Annotated in this window: 13 protein-coding genes; 8 read left to right on the top strand and 5 right to left on the bottom strand. The window is 46.6% G+C overall.

The window, feature by feature from the left end; all coding sequences use genetic code 11:
* Positions 1–116: 116 nt before the first annotated feature.
* Positions 117–1850, bottom strand: a complete 1734-nt coding sequence (locus ACU37H_RS15780) for a RagB/SusD family nutrient uptake outer membrane protein (RefSeq protein WP_472705317.1) — start codon at positions 1848–1850, stop codon at positions 117–119.
* Positions 1851–2028: 178 nt separating this feature from the next.
* The gene (locus ACU37H_RS15775; protein WP_472705319.1) at positions 2029–5022 is read right to left on the bottom strand and encodes a SusC/RagA family TonB-linked outer membrane protein; all 2994 of its coding nucleotides are present in this window, start codon (positions 5020–5022) and stop codon (positions 2029–2031) included.
* Between the two features lie 276 nt (positions 5023–5298).
* On the opposite strand from ACU37H_RS15775, the gene ACU37H_RS15770 reads away from it, so the two are divergent.
* The 6 genes from ACU37H_RS15770 (at position 5299) to ACU37H_RS15745 (ending at position 12771) form a co-directional block, all read left to right on the top strand.
* Positions 5299–6237: a hydrogen peroxide-inducible genes activator gene (locus tag ACU37H_RS15770; RefSeq protein WP_472705321.1), complete on the top strand. Its 939-nt coding sequence runs from the start codon at positions 5299–5301 to the stop codon at positions 6235–6237.
* A 309-nt stretch (positions 6238–6546) separates the two neighbouring features.
* A complete protein-coding gene (locus tag ACU37H_RS15765) occupies positions 6547–7011 on the top strand; it encodes a hypothetical protein (RefSeq protein WP_494407564.1) in 465 nt (154 codons plus the stop codon).
* A 34-nt stretch (positions 7012–7045) separates the two neighbouring features.
* Positions 7046–7627, top strand: coding sequence for a hypothetical protein (locus ACU37H_RS15760; protein WP_472705325.1), 582 nt, complete (start codon positions 7046–7048; stop codon positions 7625–7627).
* 91 nt (positions 7628–7718) lie between these two features.
* Positions 7719–8528 (top strand): Fn3-like domain-containing protein, encoded by an 810-nt coding sequence (locus tag ACU37H_RS15755; RefSeq protein ID WP_472705327.1) that lies wholly within the window; start codon positions 7719–7721, stop codon positions 8526–8528.
* A 1-nt stretch (position 8529) separates the two neighbouring features.
* On the top strand, positions 8530–9990 hold the full coding sequence (locus ACU37H_RS15750; protein ID WP_472705329.1) for a hypothetical protein: 1461 nt from the start codon (positions 8530–8532) through the stop codon (positions 9988–9990).
* Positions 9991–10041: 51 nt separating this feature from the next.
* Complete coding sequence (locus ACU37H_RS15745) at positions 10042–12771, top strand: hypothetical protein (RefSeq protein WP_472705331.1); 2730 nt, start codon at positions 10042–10044, stop codon at positions 12769–12771.
* Between the two features lie 47 nt (positions 12772–12818).
* On the opposite strand, the gene pyrR is transcribed toward ACU37H_RS15745, so the two are convergent.
* The 3 genes from pyrR to prfB form a co-directional block, all read right to left on the bottom strand.
* Positions 12819–13340 (bottom strand): bifunctional pyr operon transcriptional regulator/uracil phosphoribosyltransferase PyrR, encoded by a 522-nt coding sequence (gene pyrR, locus ACU37H_RS15740; RefSeq protein WP_472705333.1) that lies wholly within the window; start codon positions 13338–13340, stop codon positions 12819–12821.
* Positions 13341–13641: 301 nt separating this feature from the next.
* Positions 13642–15273 (bottom strand): L-glutamate gamma-semialdehyde dehydrogenase, encoded by a 1632-nt coding sequence (gene pruA / locus ACU37H_RS15735; RefSeq protein ID WP_472705335.1) that lies wholly within the window; start codon positions 15271–15273, stop codon positions 13642–13644.
* Positions 15274–15325: 52 nt separating this feature from the next.
* Positions 15326–16424, bottom strand: a protein-coding gene (prfB, locus tag ACU37H_RS15730; protein WP_472705337.1) for a peptide chain release factor 2 whose coding sequence is annotated in 2 segments (ribosomal slippage) — positions 15326–16375 and positions 16377–16424 — 1098 coding nt in all. Because the reading frame shifts where the segments join, the coding sequence is not laid out codon by codon here.
* Between the two features lie 146 nt (positions 16425–16570).
* Between prfB and ACU37H_RS15725 the strand changes: the two genes are divergently transcribed.
* Both ACU37H_RS15725 and ACU37H_RS15720 read left to right on the top strand, forming a co-directional pair.
* Positions 16571–19015: a PAS domain S-box protein gene (locus tag ACU37H_RS15725; RefSeq protein WP_472705339.1), complete on the top strand. Its 2445-nt coding sequence runs from the start codon at positions 16571–16573 to the stop codon at positions 19013–19015.
* Positions 19012–19413: a response regulator gene (locus ACU37H_RS15720; RefSeq protein ID WP_472705341.1), complete on the top strand. Its 402-nt coding sequence runs from the start codon at positions 19012–19014 to the stop codon at positions 19411–19413. The genes ACU37H_RS15725 and ACU37H_RS15720 overlap by 4 nt, the downstream gene beginning before the upstream one ends.
* The last annotated feature ends 2 nt before the right edge of the window (positions 19414–19415 follow it).

Here is a 19415-nt window from a genome sequence, read left to right as displayed (position 1 = left end):
AGCGATTAGATAAGGTCAATGAATCATTAATTTTTCAGCAGTTTTTATCTTTTTTCAGAGCAAAGCACAAAGAACAGCATAAAACGCAACGCTATCTAAAAAATATTGAACTAAAACTAATAACCGTCGTTCTGTTTTAAATATCCCGAAATATTGGAAGCGCCGTCGATCGCCTGCTGGGGAATAGGAAACAACCTTTTGGTAACCTCCTTATTCGTTTTTTCGGTCCAGCTGTCTTCATACTTACCAAACCTTATCTGGTAGTTGCGTCTGAAAGCTTCCCAGTACAACTCGAAGCCGGCTTCGCGGAACAGGGTATTGAGGTTGATAGACGTGAGTGGTTTCGGCGTTTGTTGAGGCCGCGCCGTTCTTGAAGTTCTCAACGTATTGACATCAGCAAGCGCTCCTGCATTATCGCCATTTCTAAGTTTGGCTTCTGCGCGCATCAGATAAATTTCGCCCAACCGGATCAGGACCAGATCTACACTGCTGTAACTGCAACAATTGGTCGCGGTTTTGCTGAACTGGTATTTTGAAAAGCGGTAGCCCGTATTGTGCAGGCTTCCTTCAGCGCTGAAGTTCACTTCCAGATTGTGGTTGACATACCGGATCTGCGCGCCGCTTGTTCGCCGGTTGATAACGGGATAGATCCTTACCTTGCCATCACCGCAGGTTAACACATTTCCGTTCTCATCCTTTCTGGGTCCCCAGATCACGCCGCGAAGGATTCCCCGGTCAATCTGGAAGTCCCGGGCATTGACGCAATAGTAGTGATTGACATCATTGGTCGGGTTGACATTGGTCAGATCTTTCAGGTTGTCAGGAACGATCGTATTTTTCTGATAGAAGCGGGCATCCGCATCGGCCGGATCTACATTTCCATAAGCATCCACCCAGGTCTGATAAAAGCTCGGCGTAACAGCAACGGCATCAGTCCCCCTGGAGCTGGGCACTTCGGGTCTGGGGATCTGGTCGCCGGATATGGACCAATAGGCCCAGCGGCTATGTTCGCTCTCGAGCACCCCTCTCTGATCCAGCGCAAAGATCAATTCCCGGTTCGTATGGTTGTCATCATTAAAAAGTGCAAAATATTCAGCGGATAATGAATAAGGACCCGCGATAATGTCGTTGGTGTATTGAATGACCTTATCCATATCTTCCTTTCTGAATTCAGGCGTACCGTAGGGATTGCGATACACAGCTGCATTTAAATACAGCCTTGCTAAAAGCGCTTTGACAGCATGTTGATTTAGCCTGCCGGGATCCGTGCCGGCACTGATCCCGTTGACAACAGACAGCAGTTCACTTTCAATATACGCTACAGCTTCCTGGCCGCGAAGAATTTCAGAAAGCTGGTCTGATGTCTCTTTCTTAAAGACCAATCCCCAGTTGTCCAGTATCAACATATTGACGTAGGCCTTCATGGCGATCATTTCATACAGAGCCTTTTTTGCTTCAGCATCGCCTGCATCCGCAACGGGCTTTAAGGTTTCCACCGCGATGACTGCCCTGGACAGCGTCAATGTGGCTGTTCTCCACGTATCCCCTACCAGACCATTGGTTGGTGTCATTAAATGTTGATGCACGGCAATGAACTTTCCGCCATCATACCAATCGGTACCACCACGGTAAGGAAGAATGCCTTCGTCAGAAGCCACCTCCTGTAAGCCAAAGTTCTTGGTATGTTCCCATACGGAACGCAGGCTGCCATAGACAGGGGCTATAGAGCCACTCACAACCTGCGCCTTTCCCCCACCGGTAAGGGACTCGTCTAACACTTCTTCTTTCAGGTCGGTACAGCTAAAAAGAACGATGGGCAAGGCTATCAGGGCCAATATCTTATTTTTCATGTGTTTGTTTTTTATTGATTTTTTAGTCACATACCTGTCTGACCGGATGGGCAGGGAATTCGCGAAAAATGGTCATCGCTTTTGTCCGCCTGTTCCGGCAAGGACGGTATTGTATCTAGCTAATTTTTATGCTCATCTCATTTCGCGTCATTGTCAATGGAAGCATATCCTATAAAATTTAGAACGTCAGGTTGAGGCTCAGTAAAAATGTTTTGGCCTTGGGATACGTGAAGTAGTCGATACCAAATGTTTGAATCCCGTCTATCGTACTGCCCGTATTCACTTCCGGATCGAAGCCGGAATACTTCGTGATGGTGAGCAGATTTTGTCCGGTTACCGAAAGGCGGATGTTTTGGAACGTATTACCTAATCCTATTCGTTGTGAACTAAAGTTATATCCCAGGGTCGCGTTGTTCAGCCTTAAGAAAGATCCATCCTCTAAAAACCGCGTGGATACTGTATTTGAATTGGTGGTTGTCTCATTGGGATACTGTATCGCAAAGTCCGTAGTATTATTGGACCTAGACAACTGTGACTTAGTAAACAGGGACATCTTGGTATGATTATAAATCATGTTACCGGAAACGCCGTTGAAGTTTACACCGAAATCAAATGCTTTATACTTCAGGTTCAGATGATAGGCGTAGATGAATTTAGGGATCGCGCTGCCCACCACACTTCGGTCGTTGTCTAGAATAGCGCCGTCAGCATTTATATCCCGGAACTGGTTTAGCCCGTCGGGGCCTATTCCGATAAACTCAAGCATATAAAACGCACCAATCGGGTAGCCGTTAATATTACCATTGATAGTGGCACCGGTTTGTCCTGCGCCTTGTGCAGCCCCCGTTGTGAGAATAGAGTAAGGAGAGTCTTCGACTTTGTTTTGAATGTAAGTGACATTACCGCCGATATTGTAGGAAAAGTCGCGTGTTGCATCACTATTATAATCCAGAGCCAGCTCTATACCATTGTTGTTGATCTTCATGCCTTCGATGTTATTCCAGTAAGTGGAAGTAGGCTGAACCGGATCAGAAGTGGCTACTTCCAGTAAAATGCTGGACGACACTTTTCTGAAATAATCTAATGTACCCGATAAGCGGTTGTTCAATACGGTGAAATCCAGTCCCACACCGGTCTGTGTGGACACCTCCCATTGCAGGTCCGGATTGGCTAAACGGGTATATACAATTCCGTAAGGATACCCATCGATAGATGTTGCATCCGTATTGATAGGATAGGTATTCAAGCTGCCACTCCCGGTGATCAGCCGGTCTTCGGCATAGCTGGCCTGGGTGATCTTGGAGGGGATCTCCTGGTTACCTGTTTGTCCCCAGCTGGCGCGCAGCTTCAGGTTGTTGAAGACAGATCCGGCCATGAATTTTTCGTTGCTGATATTCCACCCAAAAGCAAACGAAGGGAAATATCCATACTTCCTGTTGGTCCCGAATTTGGAAGATCCATCTGCCCGGAGCGTGGCAGTGAGCAGGTACCTGCTGTCAAAAGCATAGTTGACTCTTCCAAAAAAAGATTGAAGCTCGTTTTTGACCGCGATGGCGTTAACGGAGGTGGGATAGGTGACAGAACTGGTCTGATCCTGATACACCGGATCTACATTGTTGGCGGCAAAACCTTTATAAGAGATCTGCCTGCTTTTCTCAAAAAATTTCTGGTAAGAATGACCAGCCAGCACAATGAACTTATGCGCACCGGTGTTCCAGTTATAAGTAAGTGTATTTTCCAGGAGCTCATTGGTATTCGTGCTGAGGTCAGTAATCAAAGAGCCATCTGAAATATTTGATTCGTTTACCACTTTATTGTATGGCTTATACTGCTGATCCCGGCTGGTGGTTGAATAATCGATGCCATAGTTCAGCTTGTAGGTCAGGTTCTTGATAAGCTCCACCGATGGAGCGATGCTTGCCAGGATACGGCTGTTCTCCGCGAGATCGCTAAAGATATGATACCTTGTAATAGGGTTCAGCGCGTTGGTGCGTAGTAATGTCGGCTCGCCATCCGTGTATGTAGGAATGGTTGGGTTCAGGCTGAGCATATCGCTTATGGTCGAACCGATGCTGGGACGCAGGTTTTGCGTGCGCGTTGCAGTCAGGTTATAATCAACATTTACCCTGCCATTGAACGCTTTCTGGTTCATGTTCAACTTTCCCGAATAGCGTTTTAATTCACTGTTCTTCAAAATACCTTCCTGGTTCTGGTAACCTACGGAAGCGAAGTAAGAGAACTTCTCACTGGACGCCCCGCTCATCGAAAAGTTCAGATCCGTTGAAACAGCTTTCTGAGCCAGCTCTTTCTGCCAGTTGGTATTTCCTCCGTAATCTTCCAGCTTTCCGCCCACAGCGGTGACCTGCCTGCGAAATTCATCTGCATCAAACACATCTATGGTTTTGGACATAGAGGACAGGCCAGTTGAAAGAGACAGGTTCATTTGTGTAGCTCCTGCCTTCCCTCGCTTGGTGGTGATCACCACCACCCCATTGGATGCACGTGAGCCATACACTGCGGTAGCGCTCGCATCTTTTAACACATCAATGCTGGCAATATCATTAGGATTTAAGAAATTAAGAGGATTAGTTGCAATACCAAAGGAGGCATTGTCCAGTAAAAAGCCATCCACCACATACAGCGGCTGCGTACCCGATCGCAAACTGCCCACACCCCTGATGATGACATTCTGAGAAGCACCTGGCTCGCCGCTTGCAGCAGTAACATTCAGACCCGATACTTTACCCTGAAGCAACTGTCCGGCATTGGTCACTACTCCCCGGTTAAAGTCTTCGCTCCTGACAGATGCAATAGACCCGGTCACGTCTGAACGTTTCTGAGATCCATAACCCACTACCACTACTTCATCGAGGCCCGTCACTTCTGTTTCCATAATCACGCGCAGCGGATCTAAACTTTGTACAGTGATCTCCCTGGGTTGCCTGCCGACAAAATCGAACAGCAGTACATCGCCCATGCCGGCATTGATGATAAATTTGCCCTCATCATTGGTGGTCACCCCAACCATAGCTCCTTTTACCGTTACGGAAACGCCTGCTATCGGCTTATCAGTTTCATCAAACACAGTTCCGGAGACGGGCGTTTGCGCCCGTGTCAGAAAAGAGATACAAAGGAAAAACACTACAAGTAATGCAGATTTCGGTTTGGACATGATGTATTATTTTTTTATTACTCGGGCGAAAGTAAAAGGCCAATATTATGAAACTATTAAGCGCACGTTATCATAGTTTAACCTTAAGAAGTAGCGTAACAGACATGCGCAAAGCCGTCGCACGACTGGTTCCCGGCCCGGCAAATGCAACAGTTTGCCTGTTAACTATGTTATAGAATAAGTTGGCAGCAGCGTAATGAAAGCATTTACAGCGCAGCCACCCCCCTATAATAAAAATTTATATTTTTACAGGATTAATAGATAGTAATTATAGATATGACACTTCAGCAACTGGAATATTTATTGGCCGTTCATCAGCACCGCAATTTTTTAAAAGCAGCGGAAGCCTGCTTCGTGACGCAACCTACGCTCAGCATGCAGATCCAAAAGCTCGAAGAAGAATTTGAAATAAAGATTTTCGATCGCAGCAAGCAACCTATCTCGCCCACGAAGGCAGGATTCGAGATCATTGAATATGCACGGAATGTGCTCAACGCCGCCCATGAACTGTCATCACTGGTAGAGTCGCAAAAAGGAAAGATGAAAGGCCATTTGAAGATTGGCATCATCCCGACGTTAGCGCCCTATCTCCTGCCCCTGTTTGTACCTGCATTTACCCGCCGCTATCCGGACGTCAAATTGCTCGTTCGGGAACAAACCACAGATGTGCTTATCGGCATGCTCAAACAAGGCAGCATCGACGTGGGCATCCTGGTCACCCCCCTCAATGAACCGGGCATCACCGAGCATGTGTTGTTTTACGAAGAGTTGATGGTATATACTTCTAAAAACAACAGGCTCTACGAGAAACAATATCTGCTGCAGAAAGATATCGACGTTAGCAAACTGTGGCTGCTGGAGGAAAGTCATTGCTTCCGTTCGCAGATCATTTCTCTCTGCGAGTTGCAGAAACAAAGCAAAGCGTTCATGAATTTCGAGTATGAGGCCGGGAGTATTGAAACGCTGAAACGCATGGTGGACCTGAACGACGGCCTCACCATCATCCCTGAGCTAGTCACCGCGCAGATGCCTAAAAGCGAATTACAAGCGGTGAGACATTTTAAAAGTCCGGCTCCCGTCCGGGAGGTAAGCCTGATCGTTCATGGTAATTTTATTAAAAAAAGACTGATCGATTCGCTCCGGAACGAGATCCTGAATGCAGTCCCGGAGAAGATCAGGAAGAACAAAAAAAGAAATTTAGTCCCTATTCAGTGATATTTTATAAAAATTTTTGCAGGAGCCAAATTCACGTAAATGCTTGCTATAACAGCAATAAGATATAAGAATATCTGAAATACTCTTATACCAAATCAATAACTGTGGGCTGCCTATATGCTTTTCGGAAATGTTTGTATCTTTACATCCGCTTTCGAACCTTTGTGCTGATACAACCTGGAGATTAATTAAACGCTAAGAAAGCCGAAAACACTTTTCAGAACACCATTTCAAAACATGTTTAAATACTGGTTACTCATTTTGGGGGGACTTGTGCCTTCCAGTTACATCAGTGGGCAAGTTTCTCAGGTGAAGACGGAAGTTCAGTTACTGATCAGGGATTATATGCAACTGTCGACCGTCACGCCCGCGCGTCTGGTCACTCTGCAAATTGGAGCAGAAGATGATATCGAAAACGGCATCACAAAAATCGTTAGGGATAACTTATTGATATCGACGACTGTGGAATACAGCGTGTTTGCGCGGGCCGCCTTTGCTTACTTCACAAGCGCTCAGAATAACAGGAGCTTTCCGGTGTCTGTGTTAGGATTAGAAGTGGACGTACAGGAGCCGCTGTTTGGACAGGCTACACTAAACAAGATCAATAGCCTCGTGACGAATAATCAGCCACTCATTTTGAAAGGCACCCCGGTGTATAAAAGCTTTGTCAATATAAAATATACTATCCCCGCTGAGAAGGCCAGGAACGTGTTGATGCGCGCGGGTGCCGGTTTGTACACGAATACCATCATTTACACAATCACTCCACAATAACTCTCTCGTCAATTCAAAAAAAACAAAAGAAAAAATGAAACATGTTTATTCCCTTTTCGTCACTATTGCTGCCTTCTTCTTTTTGGGCAATGGCGTACAGGCTCAAAACACTTCTACATCATCCACTAATGTAAAAATAGTATTGAGCGATTTTATCACAGCTGCTGCCGGTAACCAGACAGAAACAGGGGCTACCCCATCCGCTGCAGCATCTGTCAACTTCAATTACCCTACCGCGGCCTCTTACACGCAGCTCCAGGAAAATGAGCTGGCCGACCACCTGAGAGTAACCGCGACAAAGGAGTTTAAAGTCACTGTAAAAGCAGCGGGCGCCAACTTTGTTAACGGTACTGATGTGATCCCTGTAAATGTAGTTGATGTAAAAGTAACTAAAGTAACCGGCGTAGTGGGATCGACACTGACTCCCACCACCCCGACTACCAGCACAGTTACCTTGAGCACAACGGATCAGGACCTGATTACCGGTGTCGCCAGTGGCATTAAAACGATGGATATTAAATATGGCATTCCTGCCGAAAGAGCACAAGCCAGTATCCTCGGTAAACCTTCGGGCACCTATTCCCAGGTTGTGGTGTATACATTCTCTCAACCCTAATTTCAGCAGCAATATCAATCCTTAATGGTTTCCCGGCTTGGATAAACGCCGGGAAACCATTAACTTTAGGATGCAACAACCCTCTCCCAGTATGAAAACACGAGCAATTAACCTGTGGCTCGCGGGCCTGTTACTTGTTTTTGCACCGTACACCGCTTTTTCACAAGGCATAACAGTCTCTCCTACGCGCCTGTTCTTTACCGGCGAACCCGGCAGCACGCAGCGCCAAACAGTCTCTATCTCAAATGCAGGCAAAGAACCTGTTTCTTTTAATGTTTCTTTAAGTGACTGGCACCGGGACTCTATCGGCGGTAAAGTCTACATGAAACCAGGAACCTCTGATCGCTCGAACGCTAACTGGATCCAACTGCCCGGCAACACGATCACCGTTCCCGCAGGATCCAGTCAGGACCTGGTAGTCACCATGCAGGTGCCGTCAACGCTTAAAAACGACAGTGTTACTAATGCAATGTTGATGCTGACACAGATCGCAAGGCAGCAGGATCAATTTGTCAAGGAAAAAAATGTGGGGCTTCGGATCCTGTTTGAATTTGCGCTGCATGTCTTTTATACCCCTCCCGGAAACAATAACCAGGACCTGGAATTTATAGCCATCGATACGGTGGGTGGAACAGAAGAAACCGGCAAAAGAATTGCCGTAAAAGTGAAGAATACCGGTAACATCATCAGTGATGCATCGGTAGAGTTTGAATTTATAGATAAGGCGACAGGAAAAGAAACGAAGCTCAATCCCATTGCGATCTCGACGATGCCTGGCGCTGCGCAGATTATTTATTTTGCTATCCCTGCTAACCTTAGGGGGTCTTACAAAGGGGTTTCCATCATACGTATCGGTGACACCCCGAACATTAAGGTTGGCGAAAAAAACCTTGAGTTGTAGCATGAATGTATTGTCAGGAACAACCTTTTCACTGACGTTCTTGTATCTCCTCATCAGCTTTCAACAGACGGGCAATGCTCAAAATCCTATTTTGACGTTGTCTGAGAGCCAGATTTTCGGACACCAGGAATATAAACAGAACGTTGCTACCGGATCCCTTCAGGTATCCATGTCCAACGGATGGAGGGGCCTCCTCTCCGTTCAACCTGTGCAACTTTCAGCCGCCGCGGCAAACCTGAGTAACCAGAGCAATATATTTCCCGCATCGTCCATCAACTACAAACTGATCAGCATTAACGGCCAGGCGCCCGGAACCCCGCAATTGAACGGCACTGCCGCAGCGGAAGCAGCGCTCAGCACCTCACCGCAAACGCTTTTCACACCGGCATCTTCATCGGCGGCTGTTCAATCCGGCCCGATATTATTGCAATACCGGATAGCCGGATCCAGCTTTTCCAACCGGGCTTTGATAGCAGGCGACTATACAGTAAATATCAATCACAATCAGACCAATATATTGATTGGCGGGTTGTTTTATCACTGGATTACGCCTTCGCCCATTCCGTTGGCAGTACGGGTACCTTCGCTGAATCGTTGGTTCAGCTCCACCGCCTCTTTTACAAAAAACTATTCGGGCCTTAGCGATTTTAACGCTGCGCAGGACCTGGTATTTGATCTCGGCTCTTTCAGCATCGGTCACACGGTGCCTGCTTTTATTGATATCAAAGCGCAGGGTCCGGTCACGTTTACACCGCCTGAAGGAGGCACTTCGGCTACGCTACCTGTCAATATGGTTACCGCCTCGGGCAACGGTTTTGCAACAGTTCCTTTGTCCACCACCTATCAACGGCTCAATGCGACAGCACTGGCGGTCCCTACAGGAAACATTACGACCGTGCCTCTTAAAATCACCATCAGCGCGACGAACATAAAGAATAATTTTTTTAAAGCCGGATCGTATACTTTTAACGCAGACATACGCACGACCAATGCCGACGGTACAGTAGCAACCGTAACTCCGGTTGCATTTACCATTAACAGCCCGGCGCTGAGCAACATTGCTCTGCAAGGCAACACAGACGTTACCTTCAGTTATGCATCTGTTGCAGATTACCAGGCAGATAAAAGCGCCAACATGCCCAACCATCTGCTCATCAGCAACAATAAATCATACGAAATATATGTGAGAAGTACGGCCGCTTTTTTTACACTCAACGGAGCTCCTACTACGGTGCCCGCTTCAATTGTAAGAGTGGAAAATAGTACGGGCGAAAGCGGAATCACTGCCAGGAATATTACGACAACGCCGCAGGTGGTCCTGAGCAGTGCGCCCGCCGTCTTGTCCAGAAACCTGTCCGTAAAATATACGATTCCAGCTTCGCAAGCCACGGTGCTTCTCGGACAACAGACCGGGGCAGTGCCTTATGTGTTGAACGTGATCTACAGTTTTACGAACCTGTAAATACCTGATTTGTTTTTGATACGATTATATCTGATAGCATTATGCTTACCTATGTTCCCGCTTTACCTGTCAGCACAACAAAGCAGCGAAATCAAGGTAGCTTTTGAACGGGACAGTGTCTACCTGTCGCCGGGAGAAGCCTTTTCGAATCCACTGATCATTACCAACTCGACCACATCCGGAATAACAATTGACAGCCTTTCGCCTGCTGCAGATTATCCGGGTATTATATTCCTGCCGGAATACAAAGGAGGCCTGGCACCTTCGGCCACACAAACGCTATCCGTAAGAATGATCGCCAGCAAAGCCTTACTCACGGCCGCCTTCTCAGACATCTCTTACATTGTTCACTATACGCACAATGGCAAACGGCAACAGGCAACAGCCACCTTCTTTTTGAAGCGGCCCGACGAAGCTTTTATCTCCATCGGTTCACCAACCACTGAAACTTATTATTATCCAGACCGGGAAGAAAACGTTGTGCATTTTTTTGTGCAAAACCCGGGTTACGCCACCAAAGACATAACGCTTCAACTGGAGATCCTACCTTCCGGATACCTGACCCTTGATCAGAGACAGTTACTGGTACACCTGGCCCCTGCTGAAAAAAAATACCTGAGCGTTCGCCTTTTACGAAAAGGCAGCAACCGTTCAGAACCAGATTTTAGCCTGCAGATCAGTGCGTTTGAACCGGGCAGCAGCATCGCCCTGGCCAGCGCCTCGCTTTTGATCCGCTCGCTCAGCGGGCAAAAAAACGCACTCTATGCTACGGACATCAACCTGAATAAAAACTTTGCAGAAATAGCGTACAGCCGCTCCAACCTCGATAATGATTTTATGAAGCTACGGGGTAACATTACTTCTAAGGTCGGTGAGCAAAGGACTTTGGAGTTCAACACCGCCATTGACTATTTCACGCAATACCAGTTGTGGAATATTTATGATACAAGGCTGGTGTTGCGGACAGCGGCTAATGAATACGCCATCGGAAATGTATATAGTACGGGATATGATATAAATGTTTCCGGGAGAGGCGCAAGATTTGTTCAAAGAACAGGAACCCGCAGTACTGTTGAAGTGATCGGCACCCAAAATAATTTTTCATTGTACCATTCTGGTTTTGGCTTCGCTAACGGTGGCTATACAGTAGGCTCAAAGTTTACGCTCGACACGCGACAGGTTCAACCTGTTGTGCTCGCTTATGCGTTTAACGAGGATCCCTTCACTGAGAGAAGGGCTCATATTGTCAATACGCAGGCCCCTGTATATGCGGACTCGATGCAAAGCTTAAAAATAGAAGCGGGTGTCAGCAGTGAAGCTTCCGCAACCACGCGAACGCGCACCCAGGGCGGCGCCGCGGGCATCACCTACGAAATACGCAGCAACAAATTATCCTTCTATTCCAATAACTTTTACAGTTCGCCTTATTATGCCGGCATCCGCAGGGGTCTCGTAAGTCTCTACGAAATGTTGCGGATCGATTTGCAGTCTGATAAAAGTTTGATCTTTAATTATATCGGGTCTTACAATAATCCAAAAGACATCGCTGGCGCCGGGCCACTGCTGTCCAATGTGTATGAAACGAACCGGTTCGTGAATCACCAGTTGGATGCGGGATTTTCGTTCAACACAAGAGGTTATGACATTACGTTTACTCCCAACTACAATTATCAAAAATATCCTGTGTTGCGGAGCGACGCTTACGTGTCTTACCGCACACGCCTGAATGTTGCGAAGCTATTGAACCAGCACGCTTTCAGCGCCTCAGTGGATTATGGCTTAGCTAAGTTCACCAATGATGAAAACCTTTTCCAGAATGCGCGTCTCGGGTTAAACTATCGCATAGGAAGTTTTTATATAGATGCGCTCGCGGACCTGAACCCGGTTAATATCTATGCCACTGCGCAGAGCTCCACAACGAAATACAGGAACTATTCTTTGTCGGGCGGTTATACGATCAGCCCTACTAATAACGCCCTTTCAGGAAATATTTATGCGGGTTACAATTACACCAATATATTTCGGAACAGTAATGTCTTCGCCAATGCCAACCTGAACCTGCGCCTGAACAACTCGTGGTATTTGACAACCGTGGCCAATTACTCGAGGTTTGAAAGCAAAGTATTTAATTCGAAAAGTCTTTTTCAAAATATACAGGTAAGCATAGGGATCAAGTACAGCTTTGACCGCGTGGTGTCCGGAACGGGCAATAGTATTACCCTGGAGATCTTTGAAGACGTGAACCAGGATGCTGTAAAGGGCAGAGAAGATATTGCGCTGCAGGATGTAGTAGCACGATTGAACAACAATATCGTAGCTGTGACGGACCGCAATGGCCGGTTAAAAATTAAAAACCTGCCGGACGGCACCTACCATGTAGCCGTGTTCAAAGACAATCAACCGCTCTATCTCTTACATGAAGATAGCGTTACGATACACAAAAATGGAAGGATCCAGATCCCTGTTATCAAAACGTATGTATTGAATGGCAAGCTGCAGGAAATCAAAGAAGTCTATAATATCCAGGAAGCGGATGTCATGGGCATCACAGTCTATGCAAAAAATCTGGCTACTTCAAAAATCTACACGACTGTCACCGACCTTGCCGGCAGCTTCGCCCTCTCGCTGCCGGAAGGATCTTATCTCGTGTACATTGAAAACAACCGGTATGATTTTATAAATAACCGTGAAAATATCGTGATCGATAAAAAGGGAAGTCCCGGAATGGTGCAATTCGATTTTAAGAATAAAGAAATCAAAATAGACGTGAAGAAGTTCTAGCCAGCTGGAATCGCCAGACATCGGGTGTACCTCAGTGCCATCGCCTGTTACTCAATATACACCTGATCTTTGTCGCTGTTTTCCTTCCAGCGTACCAGCACTTTTTGGTTTTCAAAACTGTCGATTGACCGGCCAATATAATCAGCCTGTATGGGGAACTGCCGGCTGAACCTGCGGTCGATCAACACACAAAGCTCTACCTTACCCGGGCGGCCGAAGTCAAGCAATGCATCCAGCGCAGCGCGTATCGTGCGGCCCGTATACAAAACATCATCTACCAATATCACCGTTTTACCTTCTATGCTAAAGGGGATGTCCGTTTCATTCGCCTTGTGAAGGCTATCCCTGACATCGTCCCGGTAAAAAGTAATATCCAGTTTTCCGTACCTGATCTGGGCTTGTGGGGCCAGTAATGCGATTTCCTGGTGCAGCCGGTCTGATAAGAAAATGCCCCTGGGCTGCAGCCCTATGATGACCACGCCGCTCAGGTCTTCGTGATTCTCGATTACCTGCTGGGCCAGTCTTTTTATAGTGATGTCGATCAGTTCTTTATTAAGTATAGATTTCATCCTTAAATTTTTTTATTTCTTTCCATTGGGTCGGTTGTCCATTGTTTCGGCTTGAATAGGAAACACCGCATGTAGATGCCCTCGTACGAAAAATGTATCATGCTCCATCTTATGCAGCTGATTTTTATAGACTATTTAGCACAGCTCAAAATACAAATCTTTCAAGTCTTTCAAGTGTAAATCTTAAGTTTTGTACTGAAAAAACATGATCCTATCCGCCACATCATCACCAATGCAATATAAAAAAAGAAGGAACACCGTCATTCCGTGTTCCTTCTGAATATCTGATCAGGGGTAACGATTAGTCTTCAGCCAGGAATGGATACCTGTAGTCCGTTGGAGGCGTGAATGTTTCCTTGATGGTACGCGCGCTCAACCAACGGTAAAGATTCAGGATAAATCCGGCCTTGTCGTTGGTACCCGATGCACGGCCACCGCCAAAAGGCTGCTGGCCAACTACAGCGCCGGTCGGCTTGTCATTGATGTAGAAATTTCCTGCAGCATTTTCCAGCTTGCGTGTGGCCAATTCTATGGCCTCACGATCAGTGGAGATGATCGCACCCGTCAACGCGTAAGGCGACGTCGTGTTCACGATATCCAATGTCTTTTCGAAGGCGTTGGCCGGATACACATACAAGGTCAGGACCGGTCCGAAGATCTCTTCGCACATGGTGACATACTGCGGGTTGGTGGTTTCGATCACAGTAGGTTGGATGAAATATCCTTCCTTCTTATTGCACTCCCCTCCCGCCAGTATGGTAACATCCGGAGCCTTTTTCGCCTTGTCGATATAGTTTTTGATCTTATCAAAGCTTCTCTCGTCAATCACTGCGTTGATAAAGTTGCTGAAGTCTTCTACCGATCCCATTTTAAAAGAATTGATGCCTTCTACCAGGCGCTTCTTCACTTCTTTAGCGATATTGGATGGGATATAAGCCCTTGAAGCCGCTGAACATTTTTGTCCCTGGAATTCAAAAGCACCACGCAGCAAAGCAGTTGCTACCACAGCCGGGTCTGCGCTTTTATGCGCCACAACAAAGTCTTTACCACCTGTTTCTCCCACGATGCGCGGATAGCTTTTGTAGGCGCCCATATTCTTACCAATGGTTTCCCACATGGTATTGAACACGCCGGTAGAACCCGTGAAGTGTACTCCGGCAAAGTCTTTATGATTGAAACAAACCGCTCCCAGGTCTGGACCATCTACATAGATCAGGTTGATCACACCATCGGGCAATCCGGCTTCCTTCAGGATCCGCATGAACATCTGTGCAGAGTACACCTGGGTATTAGCAGGTTTCCACACCACCACGTTGCCGCACATTGCAGCGGAGGTAGGCAGGTTGCCACCGATCGCAGTGAAGTTGAAAGGCGTCACGGCCAATACGAAGCCCTCAAGCGGCCTGTATTCAAGGCGGTTGTGCATGCCGGGTCCACTGATCGGCTGTTGCTTGTAGATCTCGCTTAAAAAGTGGACGTTAAATTTCAGGAAGTCGATCAGCTCGCAGGCACTGTCGATCTCTGCCTGGTAGGCGTTCTTACTTTGCCCCAGCATCGTGGTGCCATTCATATGGAAACGGTACTTGGTAGCGATCAGGTCGGCCGCTTTTAAAAAGATGCCGGCACGGCTTTCCCAGCTCATGGCAGCCCATTTGCTTCTGGCTGCCAATGCAGCGTCGATAGCCTGCTGCACATGCGTTTTATCTCCCATGGAAAAATGTCCCAACACGAAGTTCCGCTCATGCGGCGGATGTATAGACACTTTGTTCTTTGTATACACTTCCTCACCTCCGATATACATCGGGATGTCAGCCTTTTCAGCTTTCAGAGTAGCGAGTGTTGCCTTTAACTGCTCCCTTTCTTTGCTACCGGGAGCATAGTTTAATACCGGCTCATTCACCGGCAACGGATATGAAAATGTTCCTAAACTCATGATTTAATTTTTGGCGTTAAACTTTTTAATAAATATGTAATGAACGCTGATATTATGCGGTGGCTTCGTCCTCTTTATTAGCCATCAGGTAGGCCTTGATGAAACCGTCCAACTCGCCGTCCATCACGGGTTGCACGTTACCCACTTCATAATCAGTGCGATGATCTTTGATCATCTTGTATGGATGAAAAACGTAGCTGCGTATCTGGCTGCCCCACTCTATTTTCTTCTTATTCGCGTTGGTAGCGTTTTTCAGCTCTTCGCGTTTGCGGAGCTCTTCTTCATACAAACGGCTCTTCAACATTTGCATGGCCTTTTCCCGGTTGCCCATCTGTGTACGCTCTGTCTGGCAGACGACTACGATGCCGGTAGGAATATGCGTCAGAAAAACTTTGGTTTCGACCTTATTTACGTTCTGTCCGCCGGCTCCACCACTTCGGGCCGTTTCCATTTTAACTTCGCTATCCTTGATCTCAATTTCGATCGTGTCATCAATAAGCGGATATACAAAAACGGAAACAAACGAAGTGTGCCTCCTGGCGTTACTGTCAAACGGAGAAATTCTCACCAAACGGTGTACACCGCTTTCCGCTTTCAGAAAGCCGTAGGCAAAGGCGCCGTCAAACTGCAGCGTCGCTGTCTTGATACCCGCACCGTCGCCCCATTGCCAGTCGAGCTCGGTTACCTTCCATCCCTGCTTTTCACCGTACATCCGGTACATCCGGGCGATCATCTCTGCCCAATCCTGGCTCTCGGTACCTCCGGCACCGGAATTGATCTGCAAAACGGCTGGCAGCTCATCTTCAGGTTCATTCAAAGTACTTTTGAACTCGGCCTCGTCAAGCGTTGCAAGAGCTGCGTCGTAAGCCTGCTGGGTCTCTTCTTCCGTGGCGGCGTCCTCTTTCCAGAATTCGAACAGCACTGCAAAATCTTCCACAGCCGTGTCGGCCTTCCGGTACAGATTCACCCAATATTCATTTACTTTCAGTGTTTTAAGAATATCGGTAGCACGCTTGTTGTCATCCCAAAAACCGGGACTCAGTGAGAGTTGTTTGTCTTGTTGAATTTTCTGCTCGCGGTTCGCGACGTCAAAGAAACCTCCTTATCCCGAGAACGCGGGACCGCATATCCTGTAATTTTTCTTGTGTCATGCCTGCAAATATAGCCTGATTACGATAACATTTGAAGAATGCGCCTATATTTGCCGCACTGAAAATTTAAAGTTGTTGTTGCTCTCTAATGCTGAAGAATATTTTAATATTGTACAGATTCCGGTTTTCCGCCAATTGTGATCAAAATGAAACCCTCTCTTCCTGACAACAAAACCATCCTAAGCAAATTTCCATTGCTGATCAGCATTCTTGCTGCCACTGTCATTTTTATCATTTCTGTGTTGGTGATCGAGCAGCGCCGCAATATCAAAGTAGCTAAACTGAAACTGGAACTTTCCGCTGAAATGAAGCGCCTTAATGCACACATTAATGACTGCCTGGATGATATGTACAGCGGACTGGCTGCAACCACGCGCATGATCAACGATGGCGGAAAAGTGACCAACTTTGACGAGTCGGCGCGGGATATTATGAATAGTAATATCCGGCTGAATAATCTTTCGCTGATTCCCGGAGGGGTTATCAGATACACCTACCCCGAGCGTAATAAAGTGGCGCTTAATAAAAACATTATTTATAACGCCGGCAAGGAAGAAGCGGCTGCCGCACTGGAAGCCTTCAAATCTAAAAAGATCAAGATCAGCGGTCCGTTCAAAAACTTCGAAAAGATCGATTGTATCGCGGCACGCCTCCCCATTTTTATTGACGGCAGGTTCTGGGGTTTTGCGAGCGCCGTGGTGCGGCTGGAAGAGCTGATACGCGTGAGCGGTCTTGACCATCCCGAGCGGTTGAAATATCACTACAGCTTGTCCTATGTTAGTTTCCTTAATGGCAAGGAAGTTTTTTTTATGGGCAGCCGTCCTTCGAAAAGCAGGATCACCGTAAGCGAGGAAATGTCTCACATCAACTGGCGGGTGTATATTTCTTCCGATGCGACGAGTTACCAATTTTTACTGATCCCCATGCTTTTTTCGCTGGCCGCCTGCGTGGCCATCGGGTTTTACATTAAAAAATGGCTGGAACGAACGGCCCAGCTGCAACTGCTGGTACTGGAAAAAGAACAGCAGATCGCCGACACGGAAAAAGAGTTCAAAGCTATTTTTGAACATGCACCGATCGGCTTTGCGGTGATCGATGTAGCGTCTAAGCGACTTTCGGGCACGAATGAGAAATTCAGGAATATATTCGGCCTCGAAGAAACGATGCTGCCGGACAACTGGCAGCCTACCTCACAGGACACTTTCTTTGCCATCCTGCAAAAGATTCAGTCGACCCAAGGCCCGGACATGCAGCAATTGTCCGGAGAGTATAAACATACCCACCGCGACGGTACAGAGATCTGGACCAACTATAAGCTGTTCGCGTTGCCTACGGCTTCAGAAGCCCATGAAAAGTTTGTGGTAATTGCCGAAGACGTTACGGAGAAGATCCAGGCAGAGCGAAAGCTTAAGGAATCTGAGCGAAAGTATAAACACTTATTTGATGAATCTCCTGTGGCGCTGTGGGAAGAAGATTTCTCGGACGTCGTGGCGGAACTTCGGCGAAACAATATGATCGGCAAACCCGAAGAAGAAGTGATCGCTCATTTTAACCGGCAGCCGAGATCTTTACATACTTACATCAACCTGGTCAAGATCAAGTCGATCAATGATGAATGTTTCAGGCAACACAATCTCTCCAGCAAAGAAGAGTTGTTTCAGCATTTTCATAAAGTGATTGCCACCGAACCGAACCTGAACGTGATCAAAAACACCATTGCCGCTATCTGTGCCGGGAAATATCAGTTCAAAGCGGAAAGCTCTTTCTACAACGGACAAGGCGAATTGCGCAACTCGATTTTATCCTGGCAGGTGATCCCCGGTCATGAAGAAACCTATGACCAGGTGATCCTGACCACCGTAGATATTACGGATTTGAAAAAATCGAAGGAGGAACTGGACCGGTCGATGGAAATACTGGACCACCAGAATAAAAGGCTGCTCGACTTCTCTTACATCGTATCGCACAACCTGCGGTCGCATGCGAGTAATATTCAGTCCCTGAGCGACCTGATCCTATCATCCACGACTATGGAGGAGATCAACGAGCTGACCACTCATTTACACCGGGTGGTAAGTATTTTAGGCAGCAGCATTGAAGCGCTGAATGACGTGGTGAATATTAATGCCGATTTGAATATCACGCAGCAGCAAATTGTATTGAGAGAGACGGTTGATAAAACGATTAATGTACTCAGGGATAAAATCAAGCAAAAAGAAGCAGTTATCCTTAATAATATTCCGAAAGAAACAAGTATTTGGTACAATAAGGCCTACATCGAAAGTATTTTATTAAATTTGATTTCCAACAGCCTGAAGTACTCGAAAGCTAATGTTTGCCCTATTGTCAGCATCAACTATACTGATGAAAATTCAGAAAAGGTTTTGATCGTTAGTGACAATGGCATAGGTATTGATCTTGAAAAAAATGGACATAAACTGTTTGGGCTTTTTAAGACATTTACACACAATCCGGAATCGAAAGGCGTAGGTTTATATATCACCAAAAGGCAGATTGAGACCCTTGGGGGTAGAATTACAGTAGAAAGTACAATAAATGTAGGAACTACTTTTAAAATTTATTTTAAATGACGAGTCAAAAGAATGTATTAGTGGTAGATGATGATCCTGTATTTAAGCTCATAGCAAGGAAGTTGTTTGAGAGAAGCGGTGATTTGTTTAAAGTGAATTTTGCAGAAAACGGTTGGGAAGCGATTGAATTATTGAAGGATATCATCTACAACCAAACTGCCGATGTGCCCGACATTATCCTGCTGGATATAGAAATGCCCATCATGAACGGCTGGGGATTCATGGAAGAATTCATTAAGCTCCCTGCTGAAAAAACAAAAAGTATTACGGTCTACACTGTAAGCTCTTCCATAGCCCAGGAAGATAAAAACAAGACCGCCTCATACCCTCAGATCAAAGCTTACATCACCAAGCCCCTCACGGTTGATGTGATCAAAAATATTGCAGAAGCCTCTTAAAA

This window comes from Niabella sp. ZPM-14 (genome assembly GCF_055693045.2).
Note: the sequence above shows the minus strand (reverse complement) of the source record. Positions and strands in the feature narration are given on the sequence as shown.

What these genes read in the sequence shown, in the direction of transcription:
- ACU37H_RS15780 (WP_472705317.1), bottom strand. Translation starts at nt 1,850, where the DNA reads ATGAAAAATAAGATATTGGCCCTGATAGCCTTGCCCATCGTTCTTTTT.
- ACU37H_RS15775 (WP_472705319.1), bottom strand. Translation starts at nt 5,022, where the DNA reads ATGTCCAAACCGAAATCTGCATTACTTGTAGTGTTTTTCCTTTGTATC.
- ACU37H_RS15770 (WP_472705321.1), top strand. Translation starts at nt 5,299, where the DNA reads ATGACACTTCAGCAACTGGAATATTTATTGGCCGTTCATCAGCACCGC.
- ACU37H_RS15760 (WP_472705325.1), top strand. Translation starts at nt 7,046, where the DNA reads ATGAAACATGTTTATTCCCTTTTCGTCACTATTGCTGCCTTCTTCTTT.
- ACU37H_RS15755 (WP_472705327.1), top strand. Translation starts at nt 7,719, where the DNA reads ATGAAAACACGAGCAATTAACCTGTGGCTCGCGGGCCTGTTACTTGTT.
- ACU37H_RS15750 (WP_472705329.1), top strand. Translation starts at nt 8,530, where the DNA reads ATGAATGTATTGTCAGGAACAACCTTTTCACTGACGTTCTTGTATCTC.
- ACU37H_RS15745 (WP_472705331.1), top strand. Translation starts at nt 10,042, where the DNA reads ATGTTCCCGCTTTACCTGTCAGCACAACAAAGCAGCGAAATCAAGGTA.
- pyrR (WP_472705333.1), bottom strand. Translation starts at nt 13,340, where the DNA reads ATGAAATCTATACTTAATAAAGAACTGATCGACATCACTATAAAAAGA.
- pruA (WP_472705335.1), bottom strand. Translation starts at nt 15,273, where the DNA reads ATGAGTTTAGGAACATTTTCATATCCGTTGCCGGTGAATGAGCCGGTA.
- ACU37H_RS15725 (WP_472705339.1), top strand. Translation starts at nt 16,571, where the DNA reads ATGAAACCCTCTCTTCCTGACAACAAAACCATCCTAAGCAAATTTCCA.
- ACU37H_RS15720 (WP_472705341.1), top strand. Translation starts at nt 19,012, where the DNA reads ATGACGAGTCAAAAGAATGTATTAGTGGTAGATGATGATCCTGTATTT.